Genomic DNA, 16,769 nt, shown 5'->3' with positions numbered 1-16,769 from the left:
TCAGCGCGCGGGCGTGTGGTGCGCGGCGGCCGCGCGGGACCGGCCGCCCCGGACCCACAGCGTGACGTACGCGTCGCCGCGTCCGGGGCGGCACTTGTACTCGTCCCACTTGTTCTTACGGATCCCTTCCCTGCCCGCGCGCTGACAGGCCCCGCCGGTGTCGAAGTGCCCCTCTTCGCGCCAGGAGGCGCTGCCGGACGCGGTGGCCGGGGAGGCGGCGGCGTTCCACAGGAGGGCTCCCGCGAGCAGGCCGAGCGCGAGGGTCGTACGGGTCGGGAAAGGGCGCATGGTCGATCTCCTTGTTCTCGTCCCGTGCACTACCCGCCACCACGGCGCTGAAGTGCGAGGACGCCCCGGCCCACCCGAACCGGTGACCTCCTAGCACCCGCGTTCCGTTCAGGGCGGCGGGAGTTGGGGGCGGGGAGGGTTCACCACACGAACATCAGGGGGGTCACCACACAAACATCAGGACGGCGACGGCGATGTCCTCCGCCTCCGCGTAGCACAGGCCGATCCGCATCAGCTGGAGCATGATCGGCTGGGCGGCCCAGGTCTCCAGCGAGTCCAGGAAGTTGGCGAGCCGGTGGGCGTACCGGCGGACCATGGCCGTCTCCCGGGCGCTGAGCCGGGCGAGCAGTTTGGCCAGCAGCGCGCCGCCATGGCGCAGGGCGATCACCACCAGTCGCTGCCGGACCAGCCGGGCGACGGCGGGGTCGGGGTCTCCGGGAGAGCAGAGGAAGGCCCGTGCGGCTTCCAGTTCGGCTTCGAGCGCCGCGTCACGCTCCGGGCCGCCGGTGCCGTTGAGCCGGACCCGGATCACAAGATCGTCGATGTCGGGTCCGGTGATGAGGTGTGGTTCCCCCGTGCTGATCATCACGCGCCGCTCCTTGGGTTCGGGATATGCGGACCACGGCCCGCGGAGCGGGCCGCGTCCCACGATGGGCCGCCCCGCGTCCCAGGCGCATGAGTCATCCGCCCCGGCCTGCCCGTATGCGGGGGCGGTCGCGGGCGGCTCCGGTCCGCCGCCCCTGCCCGCCGTACGGCGATGGAAATTTGACGGATCGTCAGCTACGGTCGCACTCCCCCGGGGGGCCCGCCCAGGACGAAGGGGAGATCCGCCATGCCCATCACGGTCGTACGGCTCAATCTCGTCGATCCCGCCGCCACCCCCGACTCCCTGTCCGGCCGTTACCGGGCCGCCGTGGAGATGGCGGCCTACGCGGACGAGCGGGGCATCAGCACCGTCCAGACCGAGGAGCACCACGGGTCCGCGGACGGCTGGCTGCCCGCGCCGCTGGTCTTCGCGGGCGCGGTGCTGGGCGCGACCCGGCGGATCACCGTGACGGTGACCGCGCTGATCACCCCGCTCTACGACCCGCTGCGGCTGGCCGAGGACATCGCGGTGCTGGACCTGGTGAGCGGCGGACGGCTGGTGACGGTGGCCGGAATCGGCTACCGGCCGGAGGAGTACGCGGCACACGGCCAGGACTGGGCGGGGCGCGGCGCGCTCCAGGACGAGGCGCTGGAGACGCTGCTCGCGGCCTGGACGGGCGAGCCGTTCGACTACCGGGGCCGCACGGTGCGGGTGACGCCGCGGCCGTCCACCCGGCCGCATCCGCCACTGCTGGTGGGCGGCGGCTCCCGGGTCGCGGCACGCCGGGCGGCCCGGCTGGGGCTGCCGTTCTTCCCCAGCGCCCATCTGCCGGAGCTGGAGGCGTACTACCACGCGCGGCGGGCCGAGTACGGCACCGAGGGCTGGTGCCTGCTGCCACCGGAGGCCACACCACTGCTGCATGTGGCGGAGGATCCGGACCGGGTCTGGGCGGAGTACGGGCACCATCTGCTCCACGAGGCGCGGACGTACGCGTCCTGGCAGCCGGACGGGATGCGTTCGGCGGTGCGCTCGCGGGCCGGGGACACCGCGGCACTGCGCGAGGAGGGCGTCTACCGCGTGGTCACACCGGAGGAGTGCGTGGCGTACGCGGCGGCGGGCGGCGGCCGTACCAGCCTGGTGCTCCATCCGCTGTGCGGCGGGATGCCGGTGGAGGAGGGGTGGCGTTCGCTGCGGCTGTTCGCGGAACGAGTACTGCCCCGCCTCGATGCGTGAGGCGGGGCAGCTCTCCTGTGCGAGGAGCGGGCGGCGGGGGGGGTCAGCCCATCTCCTCCAACGCCTTGCCCTTGGTCTCCGGCACCCACTTGAGGATGAACGGGATCGAGAGCAGAGCGAAGGCCGTGTACATGACGTACGTCGCGGACAGGTTCCAGTCCGAAAGGCTCGGGAAGCTGGCGGTGATCGCCCAGTTGGCGATCCACTGGGCGGAGGCGGCCACACCGAGGCCCGCGGCGCGGATCTTGTTCGGGAACATCTCGCCGAGCAGCACCCAGACCACCACACCCCACGAGAGGGCGAAGAAGAGCACGAACGCATGGGCGGCGATCAGGGCCACCACGCCCTCGGTGTGCGGCAGCTTGCCGTCCACGAGGCTTGCCGAGAAGGACCAGGCGACCAGGCCCAGCGAAACCGCCATACCGATGGAGCCGATGAGCGCGAGCGGCTTACGGCCGATCCGGTCGACGAAGATCATCGCGATCACGGTGCCGAGGATGTTGATGATCGACGTGGTGAAGGAGTAGAAGAACGAGCCGCTCGGGTCGACGCCGACGGACTGCCACAGCGTCGAGGAGTAGTAGAACGCCACGTTGATGCCGACGAGCTGCTGGAACACCGAGAGGCCGACACCGATCCAGACCACCGGGAGCAGACCGAAGCGGCCGCCCATCAGGTCCTTGAAGGTCGACTTGTGCTCGCTGCGCATCGCCTGCTCGATCTCGCCGGCCCGGACGTCGAGGTCGACAGTCTTGCCCTCGACCTCCCTCAGGACCTCCTTGGCGCGGTCGAGGCGGCCCACGGAGATCAGGAAGCGGGGCGACTCGGGGATCGCGAAGGACAGCAGCCCGTAGAGGACGGCCGGGATGACCATGACGCCGAGCATCCACTGCCACGCCTCGAGACCGGCGATGGTGCCGCGCTGGTCACCGTCGGCGAGATTGAGGATGCCCCAGTTGACGAGCTGGGACAGGGCGATGCCGACGACGATCGCCGCCTGCTGGAACGAGGCGAGGCGACCGCGGTACGCGGGCGGGGCGACCTCGGCGATATAGGCCGGGCCGATCACGGAGGCCATGCCGATGCCCATACCACCGAGCACCCGCCACATGGCGAGGTCCCACAGCGAGAACGGCAGGGCCGAGCCGACCGCGCTGACGGTGAAGAGCAGGGCGGCGATCTGCATGACGCGGATCCGGCCGATGCGGTCGGCTATCCGGCCGGCGGTGGCCGCGCCGATCGCCGAGCCGATCAGGGCGATGGCGACGACCTGGGCCAGGGCCGCGGAACCGATGTCGTACTTGCCGCGGATGGCTTCGACCGCTCCGTTGATCACCGAGCTGTCGTAACCGAAGAGGAAGCCGCCCATCGCGGCGGCGGCGGTGATGAAGATGACGTGGCCGAGGTGGTCCGGCTGGGCCTTGCGGCCCTCGGACCCCTTCTGTGCCTGCGCGGTGGTGGTCAACGTGAACTCCTGTGGCCCGCCCGGCAACGCTGCCGGACCGTCGGGGCTGGCTGGCCCTTCCAGCGGAGGCGAGCCGAGGGGTCGGCCACCACTTGAAGGTAAAAGGAACGTTGCAGAGACTATTCCTTCAAGTTTCGAAGTCAATAGGGTGTGACGAAGAAATCCACTCCGCCTGATGCCATGCGATGCCACGGCTTATGGGGCCTTGACTTCAAGTGTTGAAGCGCTCACCGCAGGCGCTGGCTGATGACCTTCGACACACCGTCGCCCTGCATCGAGACGCCGTACAGGGCGTCGGCGACCTCCATCGTCCGCTTCTGGTGCGTGATCACGATCAGCTGGGAGGACTCCTGGAGCTCCTCCATGATCCGGATCAGCCGCTGGAGATTGGTGTCGTCCAGCGCCGCCTCGACCTCGTCCATCACATAGAACGGGCTCGGCCGCGCCTTGAAGATCGACACCAGCAGCGCCACCGCGGTCAGCGACCGCTCTCCGCCGGACAGCAGGGACAGCCGCTTGACCTTCTTGCCCGGCGGTCTGGCCTCCACATCCACACCCGTGGTCAGCATGTTCTCGGGGTCGGTCAGGATCAGCCGCCCCTCCCCGCCCGGGAACAGCCGGGAGAAGACGCCCTCGAACTCACGGGCGGTGTCCCGGTACGCCTCGGTGAAGACCTGCTCGACCCGCTCGTCGACCTCCTTGACCACCTGGAGCAGATCGGCCCGGGTCTTCTTCAGGTCTTCCAGCTGCTCACTGAGGAACTGGTGCCGCTCCTCCAGCGCCGCGAACTCCTCCAGCGCCAGCGGATTGACCTTGCCCAGCTGCTGGTACGCGCGCTCCGCGGCCCTCAGCCGCTTCTCCTGCTGCCCCCGGACGTACCGCACCGGCTGGTTGCGCGGGTGCTCCGGATCCTCCGGCAGCTCCTCCCCCTCGGCGGGCGGCGACGGCGGCACCAGCTGGTCCGGGCCGTACTCGGCGATCAGCCCGGCCGGTTCGACGCCCAGCTCCTCCAGCGCCTTGGACTCCAGCTGCTCGATCCGCAGCCGCTTCTCGGCGCCCAGCACCTCGCCCCGGTGCACCGAGTCCGTCAGCTTGTCCAGCTCGCCCTTCAGATCGCGGCCCTGGTTGCGCTCGGCGACCAGCTCCCGCTCACGTTCGGCCTTGGCGCGCTCCGCCGCGTCCCGCTCCTCCGCGGCCCGCACCAGCGACACCTCGACATGGGCCAGCAGCTGACGCGCACCGGCCGCCACGGCCGAGGCCACCTCCGCCTCCCGGCGCAGCCGGGCACGGCGCTGCTCGGCGCGCGCCCGTGCCTCGCGCTCGGCGCGCGCGCCCCGGTCGAGCGCGTCCGCCCGCCCCGCGAGCCCCTTCACACGCTCCTCATGGGTACGGACCTGGAGCCGCGCCTCCATCTCGGTCTGCCGGGCGTTGGCCCCGTCCGCCGCGAGCCGGTCCCGCACCGAGGTGTCCGGCTCCTCCTCACCCGGCTCCTCCTCGGCCACCGCAAGCCGCTCGGCGAGCTCCTCGGCCTCCTCGACCGCCCGCTGAAGCGCCTCTTCGGCCCGGGCGGCGGCCGCGGTCATCCGCTCGGCCTCCCCCGCGGCCCCGCGCGCCTGACCGCCCAGCCGCCCGAGGGACTGCGCGACCTTCGACTTCTCCCGGTCGGCCGCACTGCGCCGCGCCGCCAGCTCCTCGACGAGGGCCACGCACGCGGTGCGCCGCTCCCCCGCCGAGCGCTGTGCCCCGGCCAGCTCCTCGCACCGTACGGCGAGCTCCTCGAGCTCCGCCGCGGCCTCGTCGACGGAGGCCTGCACCTCGAGCAGGCTGGGCGCCCCGGCGGCACCGCCCTGCGCGAAGTGCGCCCCGAGCAGATCGCCCTCGGCGGTGACCGCCGTCAATTCCGGCCTGCGCCCGACCAGTTCCTCGGCGTCCTCCAGGGCGGGGACGACGACCATGCCGTCGAGCAGCCGCCGCAGGGCGGGCAGCAGCTCCTCGGGCCCGCCCACCAGATCCACCACCCGCGGCGGACCGTCGGCACCTCCCGGCCCGGTCCGCGCCCCGGGAACGCTGACCTCGCCCCCGCTACCGCCGGTGCGCTCGGCGGGATGCGGCACCCGTACGGGCTCGTCCCGTCCGCCGTCGGCCCCGGACCGGGTCCCGGGTACGACGGTCCCGCCCGCCCCGGACCGGACCGGCCCCGCCGGATGACCGGCCCCGGACGCCGCGCCGGGACCGCCAGGGCCGGGTGCGCCCCCGACGCCGACGGAACCGTGGGCGGACGACGCCGGGTTCGGCCCGTCCGAAGACCCGCCCGAAGATCCGCCCGAAGATCCGGCCGAAGATCCGGCCGGAGGGGAGGACGGCCCAGCGGAACCCTGGGCGGACGGCCCCTGCGGAGCCGGAACGGCCGGTCGGCCGGGACCGGCCGAGGGAGCGGACGCCCCCGGCGCCGACCCGGCAGCAGGGACGGACGCAGCGCCCGAACCCTGGGCGGACGGCGCCTGCGGGGCCGGAACCGCCGCATCGGCGCCGGTACGGGGGGAGTTCGGGGCGGACGGCCCGTGCCCGGCTCCCGGAGCCGCCGCCTGGGTGCCGTCCGTCACCGCGGACGCACCGTGACCCTCTCGGGCGGCGGCGGCCAAGGGGGCCCGGTCGGCCGGGGGCGCCCCCAGAAGGAGGGCAGCGCGGCCCGCGTCCTGGGTACGCAGCAGCCGCAGGGCGTCGGCCGCGGCGGCCGGGTCGGTGACGGCGAGGGCATCGGCGGCGGCGCCCAGGGCCGCGGCGACCGGAACCTCGAAGCCCGGGGCGACGGTGAGCAGTTCCGCGGCGGGACCGAGCAGACCGGTGAGCCGGTCGGAGGCGGCCAGCAGCGCGCCGGTGCCGTCCTTCCGGCGCAGCCCGAGCGCCAGCGCGTCGCGGCGGGCCGTGGTGGCCGCGCGTTCACGCTCGGCGGTGGTGGCGGCCTCGCGGGCCGCGCTCAGGGCCGTCTCCGCGTCGGCCAGCTCCCGCTTGGCCGCCTCATGGCGCTCCGCCAGTTCCGCGTCGCCCGCGTCGAGTCCGTCCACCTCGGCCTTGAGCTGTTCGTAGTCCTCCTGCGCGGCGACGGCCCGGGCCTGGGCCTCGTCCCGGGAGGCGGCCAGCCGTTCGATCTCGGCCCGGGCGGAACCGGCCCGGCCGCGGGCGGCGTTCACCTGGCCCTGGAGCCGGGCGAGCCCTTCGCGGCGGTCGGCGATGGCACGGGCCACGTCCTTGAGACGGCGCTCCTCGTGGGCCAGGGCGCGCTCCAGCTCGGCGCGGTGGGAGACGGTGTCCTCCAGTGCCCGGCTGGCCGCCTCCAGTGCGGCTTCGAGCTCGGCCTCCTGCTCCCGGATCCGGGCCGCCTCGCGCTCCATGTCCTCCGGGTCGCGGCCGCGCCGCTCCTCGGCGGGGGCGGAGGTCGCGCTGGTGACACGGGCGTCGGCGAGGCTGATCGTGCCGCGCACCCGCTCGGCCAGCTGGGAGAGCTCGTACCAGGTCTGCTGGGCGTCGCGCAGCCGCGGCGCGAGTCGGCGCACCTGCTCCTCGAGCGCCGCCTCGCGCGCCTGCGCGGCCCGCAGCTCGGCCTCGGCGGCCTCCTTGCGCTGTTTGAGGGCCGCCTCGTCGGCGACCTCGGCGCGCAGCGCCTCGCGCAGGGTCACCAGGTCGTCGGCGAGCAGCCGCAGCCTGGCGTCGCGCAGATCGGCCTGGATGACGGCGGCCCGGCGGGCGACGGCGGCCTGCCGGCCGAGCGGTTTGAGCTGGCGCCGCAGCTCGTCGGTGAGGTCCTGGACGCGGGCGAGATTGGCCTGCATCGCGTCCAGTTTCCGCAGCGCCTTCTCCTTGCGCTTGCGGTGCTTGAGGACGCCCGCGGCCTCCTCGATGAAGGCGCGACGGCCGGTGGGGTCGGCGTGCAGCACACCGTCGAGCTGGCCCTGGCCGACGATGACATGCATCTCACGGCCGATACCGGAATCGGACAGCAGCTCCTGGATATCCAGCAGTCGGCAGGTGTCGCCGTTGATCTGGTACTCACTGCCGCCGTTGCGGAACATGATCCGCGTGATCGTCACTTCGGCGTAGTCGATGGGGAGCGCACCGTCGGCGTTGTCGATGGTGAGGGAGACCTCGGCACGGCCCAGCGGCGGGCGGCCGGTGGTCCCGGCGAAGATGACGTCCTCCATCTTGCCGCCGCGCAGCGACTTCGCACCTTGTTCGCCCATGACCCAGGAAAGGGCGTCCACGACATTGGACTTGCCCGAGCCATTGGGGCCGACGACGCAGGTGATACCCGGCTCGAAACGGAGCGTCGTGGCGGAGGCGAAGGATTTGAAGCCTCTGAGGGTCAGGCTCTTCAGGTGCACGCCGTTGGACTCTACCTGCCGACTTCCGACCGGCACCGTCCCCGGCACGGGGCGCCGCGGGCGCGTCCGGGCTTTTTCCGGGTTTCAGGAAAGATCGGTTTCACCGATGAGAGGGAGGGGCACATCAGTCGGTAAGGAAAACTGGAGAAACGCGGGGGACACGACGAAGGGACGCCGAGGCGTCCCTTGAAGATTCTCAAGCGGCTGACGATGCAGCCCGACCGGCCCTGGGGCCGGGTCAGGCCAGCGCAGGCTCCGCCTGGGGTACGTCGATGCCTTCGAGCAGCGAGTCGCCGTGACGAGCGGCGGCGGACAGAGCGTCGTTTTCGGCCTGGATCCGAATAATCTCGGATTCAAGATCCTGAACGCGCTGCTGAAGCCGTCGCATCTCGGCGAGGACTCGGGGGTCGGAGCCGCCGACGTAACCGAGAAGCGCCTTTGCCATGATGGATGGTCCTCCACAATGAGTGACCGACCGAAGCGGTGTGGGTCGTGAGGGATCGCACCCGCGATGTCTGCCCGTACTACCGTGCTGCCTGGCGGACAAGTTAAGGTGCGCGGGGACTTCCAGCGTCTCACCAATTGGTTTGAGGGTCAACACGATCACACGCTGCCCAGGCCGCGGGGGGCGGGAGCACAACGGCGGAACGTCACGCCGGCCTCCCCGGAAGAGCCCCGCGGTGAGGAAGATCTTCCGTGACTCCGCAGCCTTCCACGGAGCGGCGCCGTTGGCAACCATCAGCCGATTTCTGCTCACAGCTGGCGCGGAGGGTGGGGCCGGAGGGCCCCGAAGAGGATCATTGCGATGGGTCCGTCAGCGGATCTCGAAGGTCTCGTAACCGCCTCGCGGTGTGTCCCAGATCTCCGTCACACCGTCGACCCGGCCGGGCGTGTCGCCGTCCCGCAGCCAGTCGAGCAACTGTTCGCACTCCGCTCGCGGGCCCTCCGCGACGATCTGCACCCGCCCGTCGGAGAGGTTGGAGGCGAAGCCGACGAGGTCCCCGATGCGCAGTACGTTGGCCCGGGTGTACCAGCGGAACCCCACTCCCTGGACCTGGCCGCGGACCCACACGGTGAGACGGAATCTTTCGTTCATGACTGCACGCTAGCGGGCCAATTAGCCGGTCAGCACGCCAGATAGGGGCCTCATGGCGTACAGTCCGGCGTCAACAACACTCACCCACACGAGTGGTTCATGAGTCGCCCACACGAGTGACACAATTGCCGCCGAGCACATACCAAGCACATAAGGAAGGCAGGAGATGGGCCGCCATCGACGATCTGCCCCCGGTCCCGCGGTAGTTCCCCCGCGTGCCGGACGGCACCGAGGGGCGCATCGCAGCGCCTTCGCGCCGGTGCGGACCGGGCTGCTGAGCGTGTCCGCCGCCGTCGCGGTGGGCGCGGTGGCGATGGCCTCCGGGCTGCTCCCCGGCGGCGGTGAGCAGATCGGCGGGGGCAATGACTCCGCCGGTCAGGTGCAGGCGGGAAGCAGCCCGGTCGACTCCGGTCTGGGACCCCAGGGCACCCAGTCGCCGTCCCCCTCACTGCCCGGGCAGGCTCCCGCGGGCCAGACCGATGACCGCCCGCACGCCCCGTCCACCACCCCCTCCAAGCCCACCCGGCCGTCCAAGCCCTCCACACCGTCCACCCCGCCGTCCGACCGGTCGGGCTCGCACGGTTCCCAGGAGGACGACGGGGACAAGGGTGATGGCAAGGGCGGCGGCAGCGGCAAGGGGTCCGCGGACCACGACCGGGACACCCGTCCGCCGGGCAAGCCCAAGAACCCCCCGGCCGACACCAGCGTTCCGGGCAGGGGCGGCGGCAAGGAGGGCGCGGCCGAGAAGCAGGTGCTCTCGCTGGTCAACAAGGAGCGGGCGAAGGTCGGCTGTTCACCGGTGACCGCCGATCCGAAACTCTCCCAGCTGGCCGATGACTTCAGCGACGACATGGCGCTGCGGGACTTCTTCGACCACATCAACCCGGACGGCGAGAGCCCGTGGGAGCGCGCCGAGCGGGCGGGCATCCTCGACCTGGGCGGCGAGAACATCGCCCGCGGCCAGTCGACCGCCCGGGAGGTGATGGACACGTGGATGGACAGCTCCAGCCACCGTGCCAACATCCTCAACTGCGAGTACACGACCATGGGCGTCGGCGCGCACTTCGACGGCGACGGCCCCTGGTGGACCCAGGACTTCGGCTTCTGAGGCCGTAGACCTTCGGCCGTAGCCCTTCCTGGATCCGGCCTCACGACCCGGCGGCCCGGGGCGCGTCCACTGCGCCCCGGGCCTCCGTCCGCCGTGCCGTCGCCGCCGGTTCAGGCCGCGACGGACCGGCCCGCCACGAAGGCGCGCGCGGTCTCGGCCACCCGGCGCCCGAGGTGTGCGGCGGTCTCGACATCCGCCTTGTGCACACCCTCCACACCCTGGTCGGCGTTGGACTGGGCGGCCGCCCCGAGGGAGAAGCCGAGCCGGTTGAGGTCGTTCTCGGAGGCGGTGCTGGCGTTCCAGCCCGGCTGGAGCCCCAGGTTCACCCAGTGCATGCCCAGCTGGGCCGCGAGGACCGTGAAGTACTGGAGGGTGTGCAGCTTGTCCCCGCTCTTGGAGGCGGAGTTGGTGAATCCGGCGGCCAGCTTGTCCTGCCACCCCTGACTGAAGAAGCGCTTCGAGGTCGACTCGGCGAAGGCGTGGAAGGCACCGGACGCGGTGCCCATATAGGTCGGTGAGCCGAAGATGATCGCGTCCGAGGCGTCCAGCAGCTCCCAGTCCTCCTCGGTGAGGGTGTCGACCTTGATCAAGTGAACGGTGGCTCCGGCGGTGGCCGCGCCCTCACGGACGGCCTCGGCGAGTACGGCGGTGTGGCCGAAGCCGGAGTGGTAGGCGATGGAGACAACAGGGGTGGTCACGGTGGCGCGCTCCTCAGACGTCGTGAACACGGTGGCTGACATGACACAGAGAAGCACTAACTTTCAGAAAGCGCAACCTCTGAGTTAGCGCTGCATGGGAGTATGGTGGTCGCATGCACCGTGAAAGCAGCTGTACGGCAGATTCCGCGACGGGGACCGAGGACCTGGCCTTCGACGTGTTCGCCCGCGCCTGCCCGTCACGGGGCACGCTGGAGCACGTCACCGGGCGGTGGGGCAGCCTCACCCTGGGCGCGCTGCACGAAAGCACCCTGCGCTTCAACGAGCTGCGCCGCCGGGTCGACGGCGTCAGCGAGAAGATGCTGTCCCAGACGCTGCACGCGCTGGAGCGCGACGGACTGGTGCACCGTGAGGCGCAGCCGACCAACCCGCCGCGCGTGGACTACCGGCTCACCCCGCTGGGCAGCACGGTCGCGGAACGGCTGCTCGCCCTGATCGACCTGGTCGAGGAGCGGATGCCGGAGGTGCTCGAGGCCCGGGCGGCCTACGACGGGACGCGTACGGACAGCGGCGGGACCGCGGCCGGCCGCGGCGGGCGCTGACAGCGCGGGCAGAAGTAGCTGGAGCGGTTCATCCAGGGGCGGCGGCGCATCGGGGCCCCGCAGCGGCGGCAGGGTTCGTTCTCCCGGCCGTAGGCGTCCAGTGAGCGTTCGAAGTAGCCGGACTCGCCGTTCACATTGACGTAGAGGCTGTCGAAGCTGGTGCCGCCGACCGCGAGCGCCTCGGTCATCACCTCACGCACATGGCCGAGGAGTTCGGCGCTGCGCGGGCGGGTGAGGGCCGCGGTGGGCCGGTCGTAGTGCAGCTTGGAGCGCCACAGCGCCTCGTCGGCGTAGATGTTGCCGACCCCGCTGATCAGCGACTGGTCGAGCAGGGCCCGCTTGACGGTGGTCCGGCGTCGGCGCAGCGCGGTGTGGAAGGCCGCCTCGTCGAAGGCGGGGTCCAGCGGGTCCAGGGCGATATGCGCGATGGCGTCGGGCAGTCCGTCCGCGGCGCCGGGCACGGTGTGGTGCAGGGAGAGACCGCCGAAGGTGCGCTGGTCGACGAAGCGCAGCTCGGTGCCGGTGTCATCGGCGAACCGCACCCGGACCCGCAGATGCTTCTCGTCCGCGGCGGCGTGCGGCTGGACCAGCAGCTGTCCGCTCATCCCGAGATGGGCGAGTACCGACTCGGAGGCGTCCTCGAAGGGCAGCCACAGGTACTTGCCGCGGCGACGGGCCACTCCGGCGGTACGGCCGGTCAGCCGGGCCGCGAAGTCCTCGGCGCCGCCGAGGTGGCGACGGACCGCACGGGGGTGCAGCACCTGGACCTCGGCGACCGTACGGCCGCTGATCCAGCGCTCCAGTCCGCGACGGACCACCTCGACCTCGGGCAGCTCGGGCAAGAGGGGCCTCCTTGGCCTCAAGCCCTCCCGCCCCGCGGGGGAACGGCCGGAGCCGTCCACCGCGGGGCGGGAGAAGCCGTAGGGACAGTACGGATGGTGCGGAAGGAGATCAGCGTGCCGTGGAGGCCGTGTCGGCGGCGGCCGAGCCGTCCGCCGTGGCGGCGGTCCCTGCGTCCGCCTCGACTTCGGCCTTGGCCGAGGCTTCGGCCTTCGCTGAGGCTTCGGCCTTCGCCTGGGCCTCGTCGGCAGCGGCGCGGATGGCGCGCCAGGCGGCCTCGGCCGCCTGCTGCTCGGCTTCCTTCTTGCTGCGGCCGGTGCCGGTGCCGTACGCGACACCACCGACGCGGGCGGCAGCCGTGAAGGTCTTCTCGTGGTCGGGCCCGGTCTCGGAGACCAGGTATTCGGGAACCCCGAGGCCCTCGGTGGCGGTCAGCTCCTGGAGGCTGGTCTTCCAGTCCAGGCCGGCGCCGAGATTCGAGGACTTCTCGATCAGCGGGTCGAAGAGCCGGTGCACCAGTTCACCGGCGGCGTCGAGCCCCTGGTCGAGATAGACCGCACCGATCACCGCTTCGAGGGTGTCGGCGAGGATGGATGCCTTGTCCCTGCCCCCGGTGCCCTCTTCGCCCCGGCCGAGCCGGATGAAGGCGCCGAGGTCCAGTCCCCGGCCCACCTCGGCCAGCGCACGCGAGTTGACCACCGCGGCCCGCAACTTGGCCAGCTGGCCTTCGGGCAGGTCCGGGTGGATGCGGTACAGCGTGTCCGTGACCACCAGGCCGAGCACGGAGTCCCCGAGGAACTCCAGCCGCTCGTTGGTGGGCAGCCCGCCGTTCTCGTAGGCGAAGGAGCGGTGGGTGAGCGCACGCACCAGAAGGGCGGACTCGAGTTGGTACCCGAGCCGCCCTTCCAGGATCGTGTGGGACGAGGCCGTGTCCGCCTGGACCGCTTCACCGCCGCGCGGATGACCCCCGCGAGGTTCACCCCCGCGCTTGCGGGGAGGCGTAGTGGCGTCTGACATAGAGCCTGTCACCCGCCGATCAGACCTCGAGGACCTGGCGGCGGTTGTAGGTGCCGCAGCTCGGGCACGCGATGTGCTGCTGCTTCGGCTCGTGGCAGCGCTCGCACGCCACCAGGGTGGGGACCGCAGCCTTCCACTGCGACCGGCGGTGGCGCGTGTTGCTGCGCGACATCTTCCGCTTCGGAACAGCCACGGCTACTTCTCCTGTGAGTCATCCCCGCGCGGGCGGGGTGCGTTGTCCTTCTCGCCGTCCCTCATGGTGTCGGCGAGTCCTTGCAACGTCGCCCAACGGATGTCGGCGACGTCGTGATGGTGGTCCGGGTCGTCCGCGAGCAGCGCACCGCATTCGGCACACAGCCCCGGGCAGTCCTCCCGGCACACCGGCTGCAACGGCAGTGCGAGCACCACCGCGTCCCGCAGCACGGGCTCGAGGTCGAACAGGTCGGCCTCGAGGAAGAGCGTCTCCTCTTCCTCGGCGTCGTCGCCGGTGTCCGCGTCGCGGCTCCGGTCGTCGGCGTCGGGGTAGGAGAACATCTCCTGGAAATCCACTTCGAGCTCTCGCTCCAGCGGCTCCAGACACCTTACGCACTCCCCCGTGAGCGGCGCACGGGCGGTGCCTGTGACAAGCACCCCTTCCATGACCGACTCAAGGCGGAGGTCGAGCTCCACGGTCGCGCCCTCCCGCACCCCGATGACCTCGATACCGAGGTCCTTGGGTGCCGCCACGGAGCGGGAGATCCTCTTCAGCGCACCGGGACGACGGCCCAGCTCGCGCGTATCGAACACGAGGGGGGCACGGTGGTCGAGGCGGGCGTTCAGGGCTTCCTGCTTTCTACGCTGCGGCGGGCCGCCCCCGCTGATGCGATGCGGGCAGCCGAGATCGCGGACGTACTCGCGACCGAAGAGCCAGGATACTGGACGGCCCGCCGTAGACCCAATCCGCCCGGTGAGGGGCCACGGCCGGGACGGTCTAGCGCCCCTGCTCGTACTGACGGAGCTGATCGAGGTCGATCATGCTCGTATCGAACAGGCTGGTCTCGTCGAGCGCGGCCCCCTGCTGCGTCTGCGCGGGGTGCTGGTGCTGCTGAGGGTGCTGGTGCTGCTGGTGCTCCGGGGCGGCGTACCCGGCCGCCGGGTCGTAGCCCTGGACCGGCTGCTGGCCCTGCTGCGGCCAGCCGTAGGCGTCCTGCTGCGGATAGCCGGTCTGCGCGGCCGCGGCGTACGGGTCCTGCTGGGGCATGGGCGGCGCGTACTGCTGCTGGTAGCCGTACGCGTCCGGCTGAGGCTGCTGCGGATAGCCCGCGGCGGCCGCGTAGTACCCGGCGTCGGCCGTGGCGTGCTCGGGCTGCGCGACAGGGACCCCGGAAGGCGCCCCGGGCGCTCCCGGGACGGCCGCGGCCGCCGGGAGGTCCGGGGCGAGCCCCATCCCGGACTGGGCGAGGTCCGCGAGGTAGTCGTCGTCACTGGTGTGCAGACCGGCGGCGGCCGCGTCCTGGGCCGCCATATGGGCACCCAGCTCATCGGCCGGACGCGCGCCCAGCAGCTTCTGACGCCCGCGGCCGACCGCCTCCAGCGTCTTGCCGAGGACCGCCGAGACGGCGCCCAGCTTGGTGTCCACGTACTCGTCCGCCCGCTGCCGCAGGGTGTGCGGATCGGCGCTGCGCTCGGGCGCCTCCTCGGGCTGCCCGGCGGCGTCGGTCATCCCGGCGCCGTAGGGGTCCGCGGGGGCACGGCCGAGCAGCTTCTCCCGGCCGCGGTCCACCGAGCCGATGGTCTTGGTGAGCACGACCTCGAAGTTGGCCAGCTTGCTGTCGACGTAGTCGTCGGCCTCGGCGCGGATCTCCTCGGCCTCCCGGCGGGCCTCCCCCAGGATCCGGTCCGCCTCGTCCTGGGACTGCCGGGCCACCTCGGTACCGGAGATCAGCGAGGTGCGCTGGGCGTGCGCCGCCTCGATGATCCGCTCGGCCTCCCGGCGGGCCTCCTCGACCATCTGGTCACGGCCGCCGATCAGCTCCTGCGCATGGGCGAGGGAGTCCGGGAGCGCCGCCCGCACCTCTTCGAGCTGGGCGAGCAGCTCGGCCCGGTTGACCACGCACGAGGCCGACATGGGCATGGACCGGGCGCTGCCGACGGCCTTGACGATCTCGTCGAGCTTCTTCTGCACGTCCACTGTGACTGCTCGCAGACTGATCGGATGCGGATGGACAGGAACGGGACGACTGTACGGCCAGCGGGCCCCTCCCGGACACCCGCTGACGCCCCGTCAGCGGCTACTTCCGTCCGAGCCGGTCGGCCAGGGACTCCAGGACCAGCGGGGGTACCAGGTGGGAGACGTCGCCGCCCCAGGCCGCGACCTCCTTGACCAGGCTGGAGGAGAGGAAGCTGTAGGTGGGGTTGGTGGGGACGAACAGCGTCTCCACGCCCGACAGGCCGTTGTTCATCTGCGCCATCTGCAACTCGTAGTCGAAGTCGCTGACGGCCCGCAGCCCCTTGACGATCGCGGGGATCTCACGCTGCTTGCAGAAGTCGACCAACAGCCCGTGGAACGCCTCCACGGAGACGTTTCCGTACTCCGCCGTGGTCCGGCGGAGGAGGTCCATACGCTCCTCCACCGTGAACAGACCCTGCTTGGACTTGTTGATCATCACGGCGACGTACACCTCGTCATAGAGCTTCGAGGCGCGTCCGATGATGTCGAGGTGTCCGTTGGTGACGGGGTCGAAGGACCCCGGACAGACTGCGCGGCGCAACAGTGGTTCCTCGCTCTCGGGTCCGGTCATGACGCGTTGTCGCACGTCGAGGCGGCGCGACCGTACCAAAGCGTGCCCTCGCCGTAACGACGGGCCCGCAGCCCCTCGTAACCGTCCGGCCACCCGAACTCCCCGCCTCGTGTGCTCCGCTCCACGGTGGCCAGCGCGCCGGGCGCGAGCCAGTCCTTGCGGAGGAGTGTGAGCAGGATCTCGCGGAGATCTTCGTCGGTCAGGGCGTACGGCGGGTCCAGGAAGACCACGTCGTACGGGCCGGTGGCGGGCGCCGGTCCGGCCAGCGCCTGTTCGGCCTTGGCGGTGCGCAGCTCCGCCCCGGGCAGGGCGAGCGCGCGGATGTTCTCCCGGATGGTGCGGGCGGCCCGCGGATCGGATTCCATCAGCAGCACATGGGCCGCGCCCCGGGACAGCGCCTCCAGCCCGACCGCGCCGGAACCGCCGTACGGATCGAGGACCCGGACGCCGTCGAGGGAGCCGAGCAGCGACTCCCAGGTGGAGAACAGGCCCTCGCGCGCCCGGTCCGAAGTGGGTCGGGTGCCGTTTCCGGGGGGCACGGCCAGCCGTCGGCCGCCGGCCGCTCCGGCGATCACGCGGGTCATGGATGAGGCAGTCCTTCACGGTGGTCGGGGCTGCGGTGGCCCGTACGGTCACGGGCCGCCGCCCCTCCACGATATGGCGTCCCGGGCCAACGGGGCCGCCGCGCTCCCGGCCGGTCGGACCCGGTCCGCCCCCTC

The 16,769-nt window shown here is 71.8% G+C and carries 17 protein-coding genes; 3 read left to right on the top strand and 14 right to left on the bottom strand.

The window, feature by feature from the left end; translation table 11 throughout:
* Positions 1 to 288: a hypothetical protein gene (locus AB0C66_RS05330; protein ID WP_362433023.1), complete on the bottom strand. Its 288-nt coding sequence runs from the start codon at positions 286 to 288 to the stop codon at positions 1 to 3.
* A 163-nt stretch (positions 289 to 451) separates the two neighbouring features.
* Complete coding sequence (locus tag AB0C66_RS05325; protein ID WP_362433021.1) at positions 452 to 874, bottom strand: hypothetical protein; 423 nt, start codon at positions 872 to 874, stop codon at positions 452 to 454.
* Between the two features lie 246 nt (positions 875 to 1,120).
* Between AB0C66_RS05325 and AB0C66_RS05320 the strand changes: the two genes are divergently transcribed.
* The gene (locus tag AB0C66_RS05320; protein ID WP_362433018.1) at positions 1,121 to 2,107 is read left to right on the top strand and encodes an LLM class flavin-dependent oxidoreductase; all 987 of its coding nucleotides are present in this window, start codon (positions 1,121 to 1,123) and stop codon (positions 2,105 to 2,107) included.
* 43 nt (positions 2,108 to 2,150) lie between these two features.
* On the opposite strand, the gene AB0C66_RS05315 is transcribed toward AB0C66_RS05320, so the two are convergent.
* The 4 genes from AB0C66_RS05315 to AB0C66_RS05300 all read right to left on the bottom strand — a co-directional run bounded on the left by AB0C66_RS05315 (position 2,151) and on the right by AB0C66_RS05300 (position 9,047).
* On the bottom strand, positions 2,151 to 3,572 hold the full coding sequence (locus AB0C66_RS05315) for a sugar porter family MFS transporter (protein ID WP_362433016.1): 1,422 nt from the start codon (positions 3,570 to 3,572) through the stop codon (positions 2,151 to 2,153).
* A gap of 227 nt (positions 3,573 to 3,799) precedes the next feature.
* A complete protein-coding gene (locus tag AB0C66_RS05310; RefSeq protein ID WP_362433013.1) occupies positions 3,800 to 7,951 on the bottom strand; it encodes an AAA family ATPase in 4,152 nt (1,383 codons plus the stop codon).
* 238 nt (positions 7,952 to 8,189) lie between these two features.
* Positions 8,190 to 8,396 (bottom strand): hypothetical protein, encoded by a 207-nt coding sequence (locus AB0C66_RS05305; protein WP_362433011.1) that lies wholly within the window; start codon positions 8,394 to 8,396, stop codon positions 8,190 to 8,192.
* Positions 8,397 to 8,765: 369 nt separating this feature from the next.
* Positions 8,766 to 9,047: an acylphosphatase gene (locus AB0C66_RS05300; RefSeq protein ID WP_362433009.1), complete on the bottom strand. Its 282-nt coding sequence runs from the start codon at positions 9,045 to 9,047 to the stop codon at positions 8,766 to 8,768.
* A gap of 280 nt (positions 9,048 to 9,327) precedes the next feature.
* Between AB0C66_RS05300 and AB0C66_RS05295 the strand changes: the two genes are divergently transcribed.
* On the top strand, positions 9,328 to 10,155 hold the full coding sequence (locus tag AB0C66_RS05295; protein ID WP_362433007.1) for a CAP domain-containing protein: 828 nt from the start codon (positions 9,328 to 9,330) through the stop codon (positions 10,153 to 10,155).
* Between the two features lie 110 nt (positions 10,156 to 10,265).
* Here the strand turns inward: AB0C66_RS05295 and AB0C66_RS05290 are convergent, their stop codons facing one another.
* Positions 10,266 to 10,853, bottom strand: coding sequence for a flavodoxin family protein (locus AB0C66_RS05290; RefSeq protein ID WP_362433004.1), 588 nt, complete (start codon positions 10,851 to 10,853; stop codon positions 10,266 to 10,268).
* 113 nt (positions 10,854 to 10,966) lie between these two features.
* Here AB0C66_RS05290 and AB0C66_RS05285 point away from each other — a divergent pair, with 113 nt between their 5' ends.
* Positions 10,967 to 11,413, top strand: coding sequence for a helix-turn-helix domain-containing protein (locus tag AB0C66_RS05285; RefSeq protein WP_362433002.1), 447 nt, complete (start codon positions 10,967 to 10,969; stop codon positions 11,411 to 11,413).
* On the opposite strand, the gene mutM is transcribed toward AB0C66_RS05285, so the two are convergent.
* From mutM to rsmD, 7 genes are all read right to left on the bottom strand, one after another.
* A complete protein-coding gene (gene mutM, locus AB0C66_RS05280) occupies positions 11,356 to 12,255 on the bottom strand; it encodes a bifunctional DNA-formamidopyrimidine glycosylase/DNA-(apurinic or apyrimidinic site) lyase (protein ID WP_362432999.1) in 900 nt (299 codons plus the stop codon). The two genes, AB0C66_RS05285 and mutM, sit on opposite strands and share 58 nt — an antisense overlap.
* Before the next feature lie 109 nt (positions 12,256 to 12,364).
* Positions 12,365 to 13,270 (bottom strand): ribonuclease III, encoded by a 906-nt coding sequence (rnc, locus tag AB0C66_RS05275; RefSeq protein WP_362432996.1) that lies wholly within the window; start codon positions 13,268 to 13,270, stop codon positions 12,365 to 12,367.
* 19 nt (positions 13,271 to 13,289) lie between these two features.
* Positions 13,290 to 13,463, bottom strand: coding sequence for a 50S ribosomal protein L32 (rpmF, locus tag AB0C66_RS05270; protein WP_009714764.1), 174 nt, complete (start codon positions 13,461 to 13,463; stop codon positions 13,290 to 13,292).
* Positions 13,464 to 13,465: 2 nt separating this feature from the next.
* Complete coding sequence (locus AB0C66_RS05265; protein WP_362432992.1) at positions 13,466 to 14,056, bottom strand: YceD family protein; 591 nt, start codon at positions 14,054 to 14,056, stop codon at positions 13,466 to 13,468.
* A gap of 184 nt (positions 14,057 to 14,240) precedes the next feature.
* Positions 14,241 to 15,440, bottom strand: coding sequence for a cell division initiation protein (locus AB0C66_RS05260; protein WP_362432989.1), 1,200 nt, complete (start codon positions 15,438 to 15,440; stop codon positions 14,241 to 14,243).
* A gap of 100 nt (positions 15,441 to 15,540) precedes the next feature.
* Entirely contained in the window at positions 15,541 to 16,050 is a 510-nt protein-coding gene (gene coaD / locus AB0C66_RS05255) for a pantetheine-phosphate adenylyltransferase (protein ID WP_362432987.1), read from the bottom strand.
* Positions 16,047 to 16,634: a 16S rRNA (guanine(966)-N(2))-methyltransferase RsmD gene (gene rsmD / locus AB0C66_RS05250; protein WP_362432985.1), complete on the bottom strand. Its 588-nt coding sequence runs from the start codon at positions 16,632 to 16,634 to the stop codon at positions 16,047 to 16,049. Before rsmD ends, coaD begins: the two co-directional genes overlap by 4 nt.
* Between the last annotated feature and the right edge of the window lie 135 nt (positions 16,635 to 16,769).

Origin of the sequence: Streptomyces sp. NPDC048636 (assembly GCF_040650655.1) — a bacterium.
Classification (GTDB): domain Bacteria; phylum Actinomycetota; class Actinomycetes; order Streptomycetales; family Streptomycetaceae; genus Streptomyces.
This window is presented reverse-complemented; position numbering and strand designations above follow the sequence as displayed.

Bases quoted from the DNA above. Each gene is read 5' to 3' on its own strand.
- AB0C66_RS05330 (WP_362433023.1), bottom strand. From the start codon at position 288: ATGCGCCCTTTCCCGACCCGTACGACCCTCGCGCTCGGCCTGCTCGCG.
- AB0C66_RS05325 (WP_362433021.1), bottom strand. From the start codon at position 874: ATGATCAGCACGGGGGAACCACACCTCATCACCGGACCCGACATCGAC.
- AB0C66_RS05320 (WP_362433018.1), top strand. From the start codon at position 1,121: ATGCCCATCACGGTCGTACGGCTCAATCTCGTCGATCCCGCCGCCACC.
- AB0C66_RS05305 (WP_362433011.1), bottom strand. From the start codon at position 8,396: ATGGCAAAGGCGCTTCTCGGTTACGTCGGCGGCTCCGACCCCCGAGTC.
- AB0C66_RS05300 (WP_362433009.1), bottom strand. From the start codon at position 9,047: ATGAACGAAAGATTCCGTCTCACCGTGTGGGTCCGCGGCCAGGTCCAG.
- AB0C66_RS05285 (WP_362433002.1), top strand. From the start codon at position 10,967: ATGCACCGTGAAAGCAGCTGTACGGCAGATTCCGCGACGGGGACCGAG.
- rnc (WP_362432996.1), bottom strand. From the start codon at position 13,270: ATGTCAGACGCCACTACGCCTCCCCGCAAGCGCGGGGGTGAACCTCGC.
- coaD (WP_362432987.1), bottom strand. From the start codon at position 16,050: ATGACCGGACCCGAGAGCGAGGAACCACTGTTGCGCCGCGCAGTCTGT.
- rsmD (WP_362432985.1), bottom strand. From the start codon at position 16,634: ATGACCCGCGTGATCGCCGGAGCGGCCGGCGGCCGACGGCTGGCCGTG.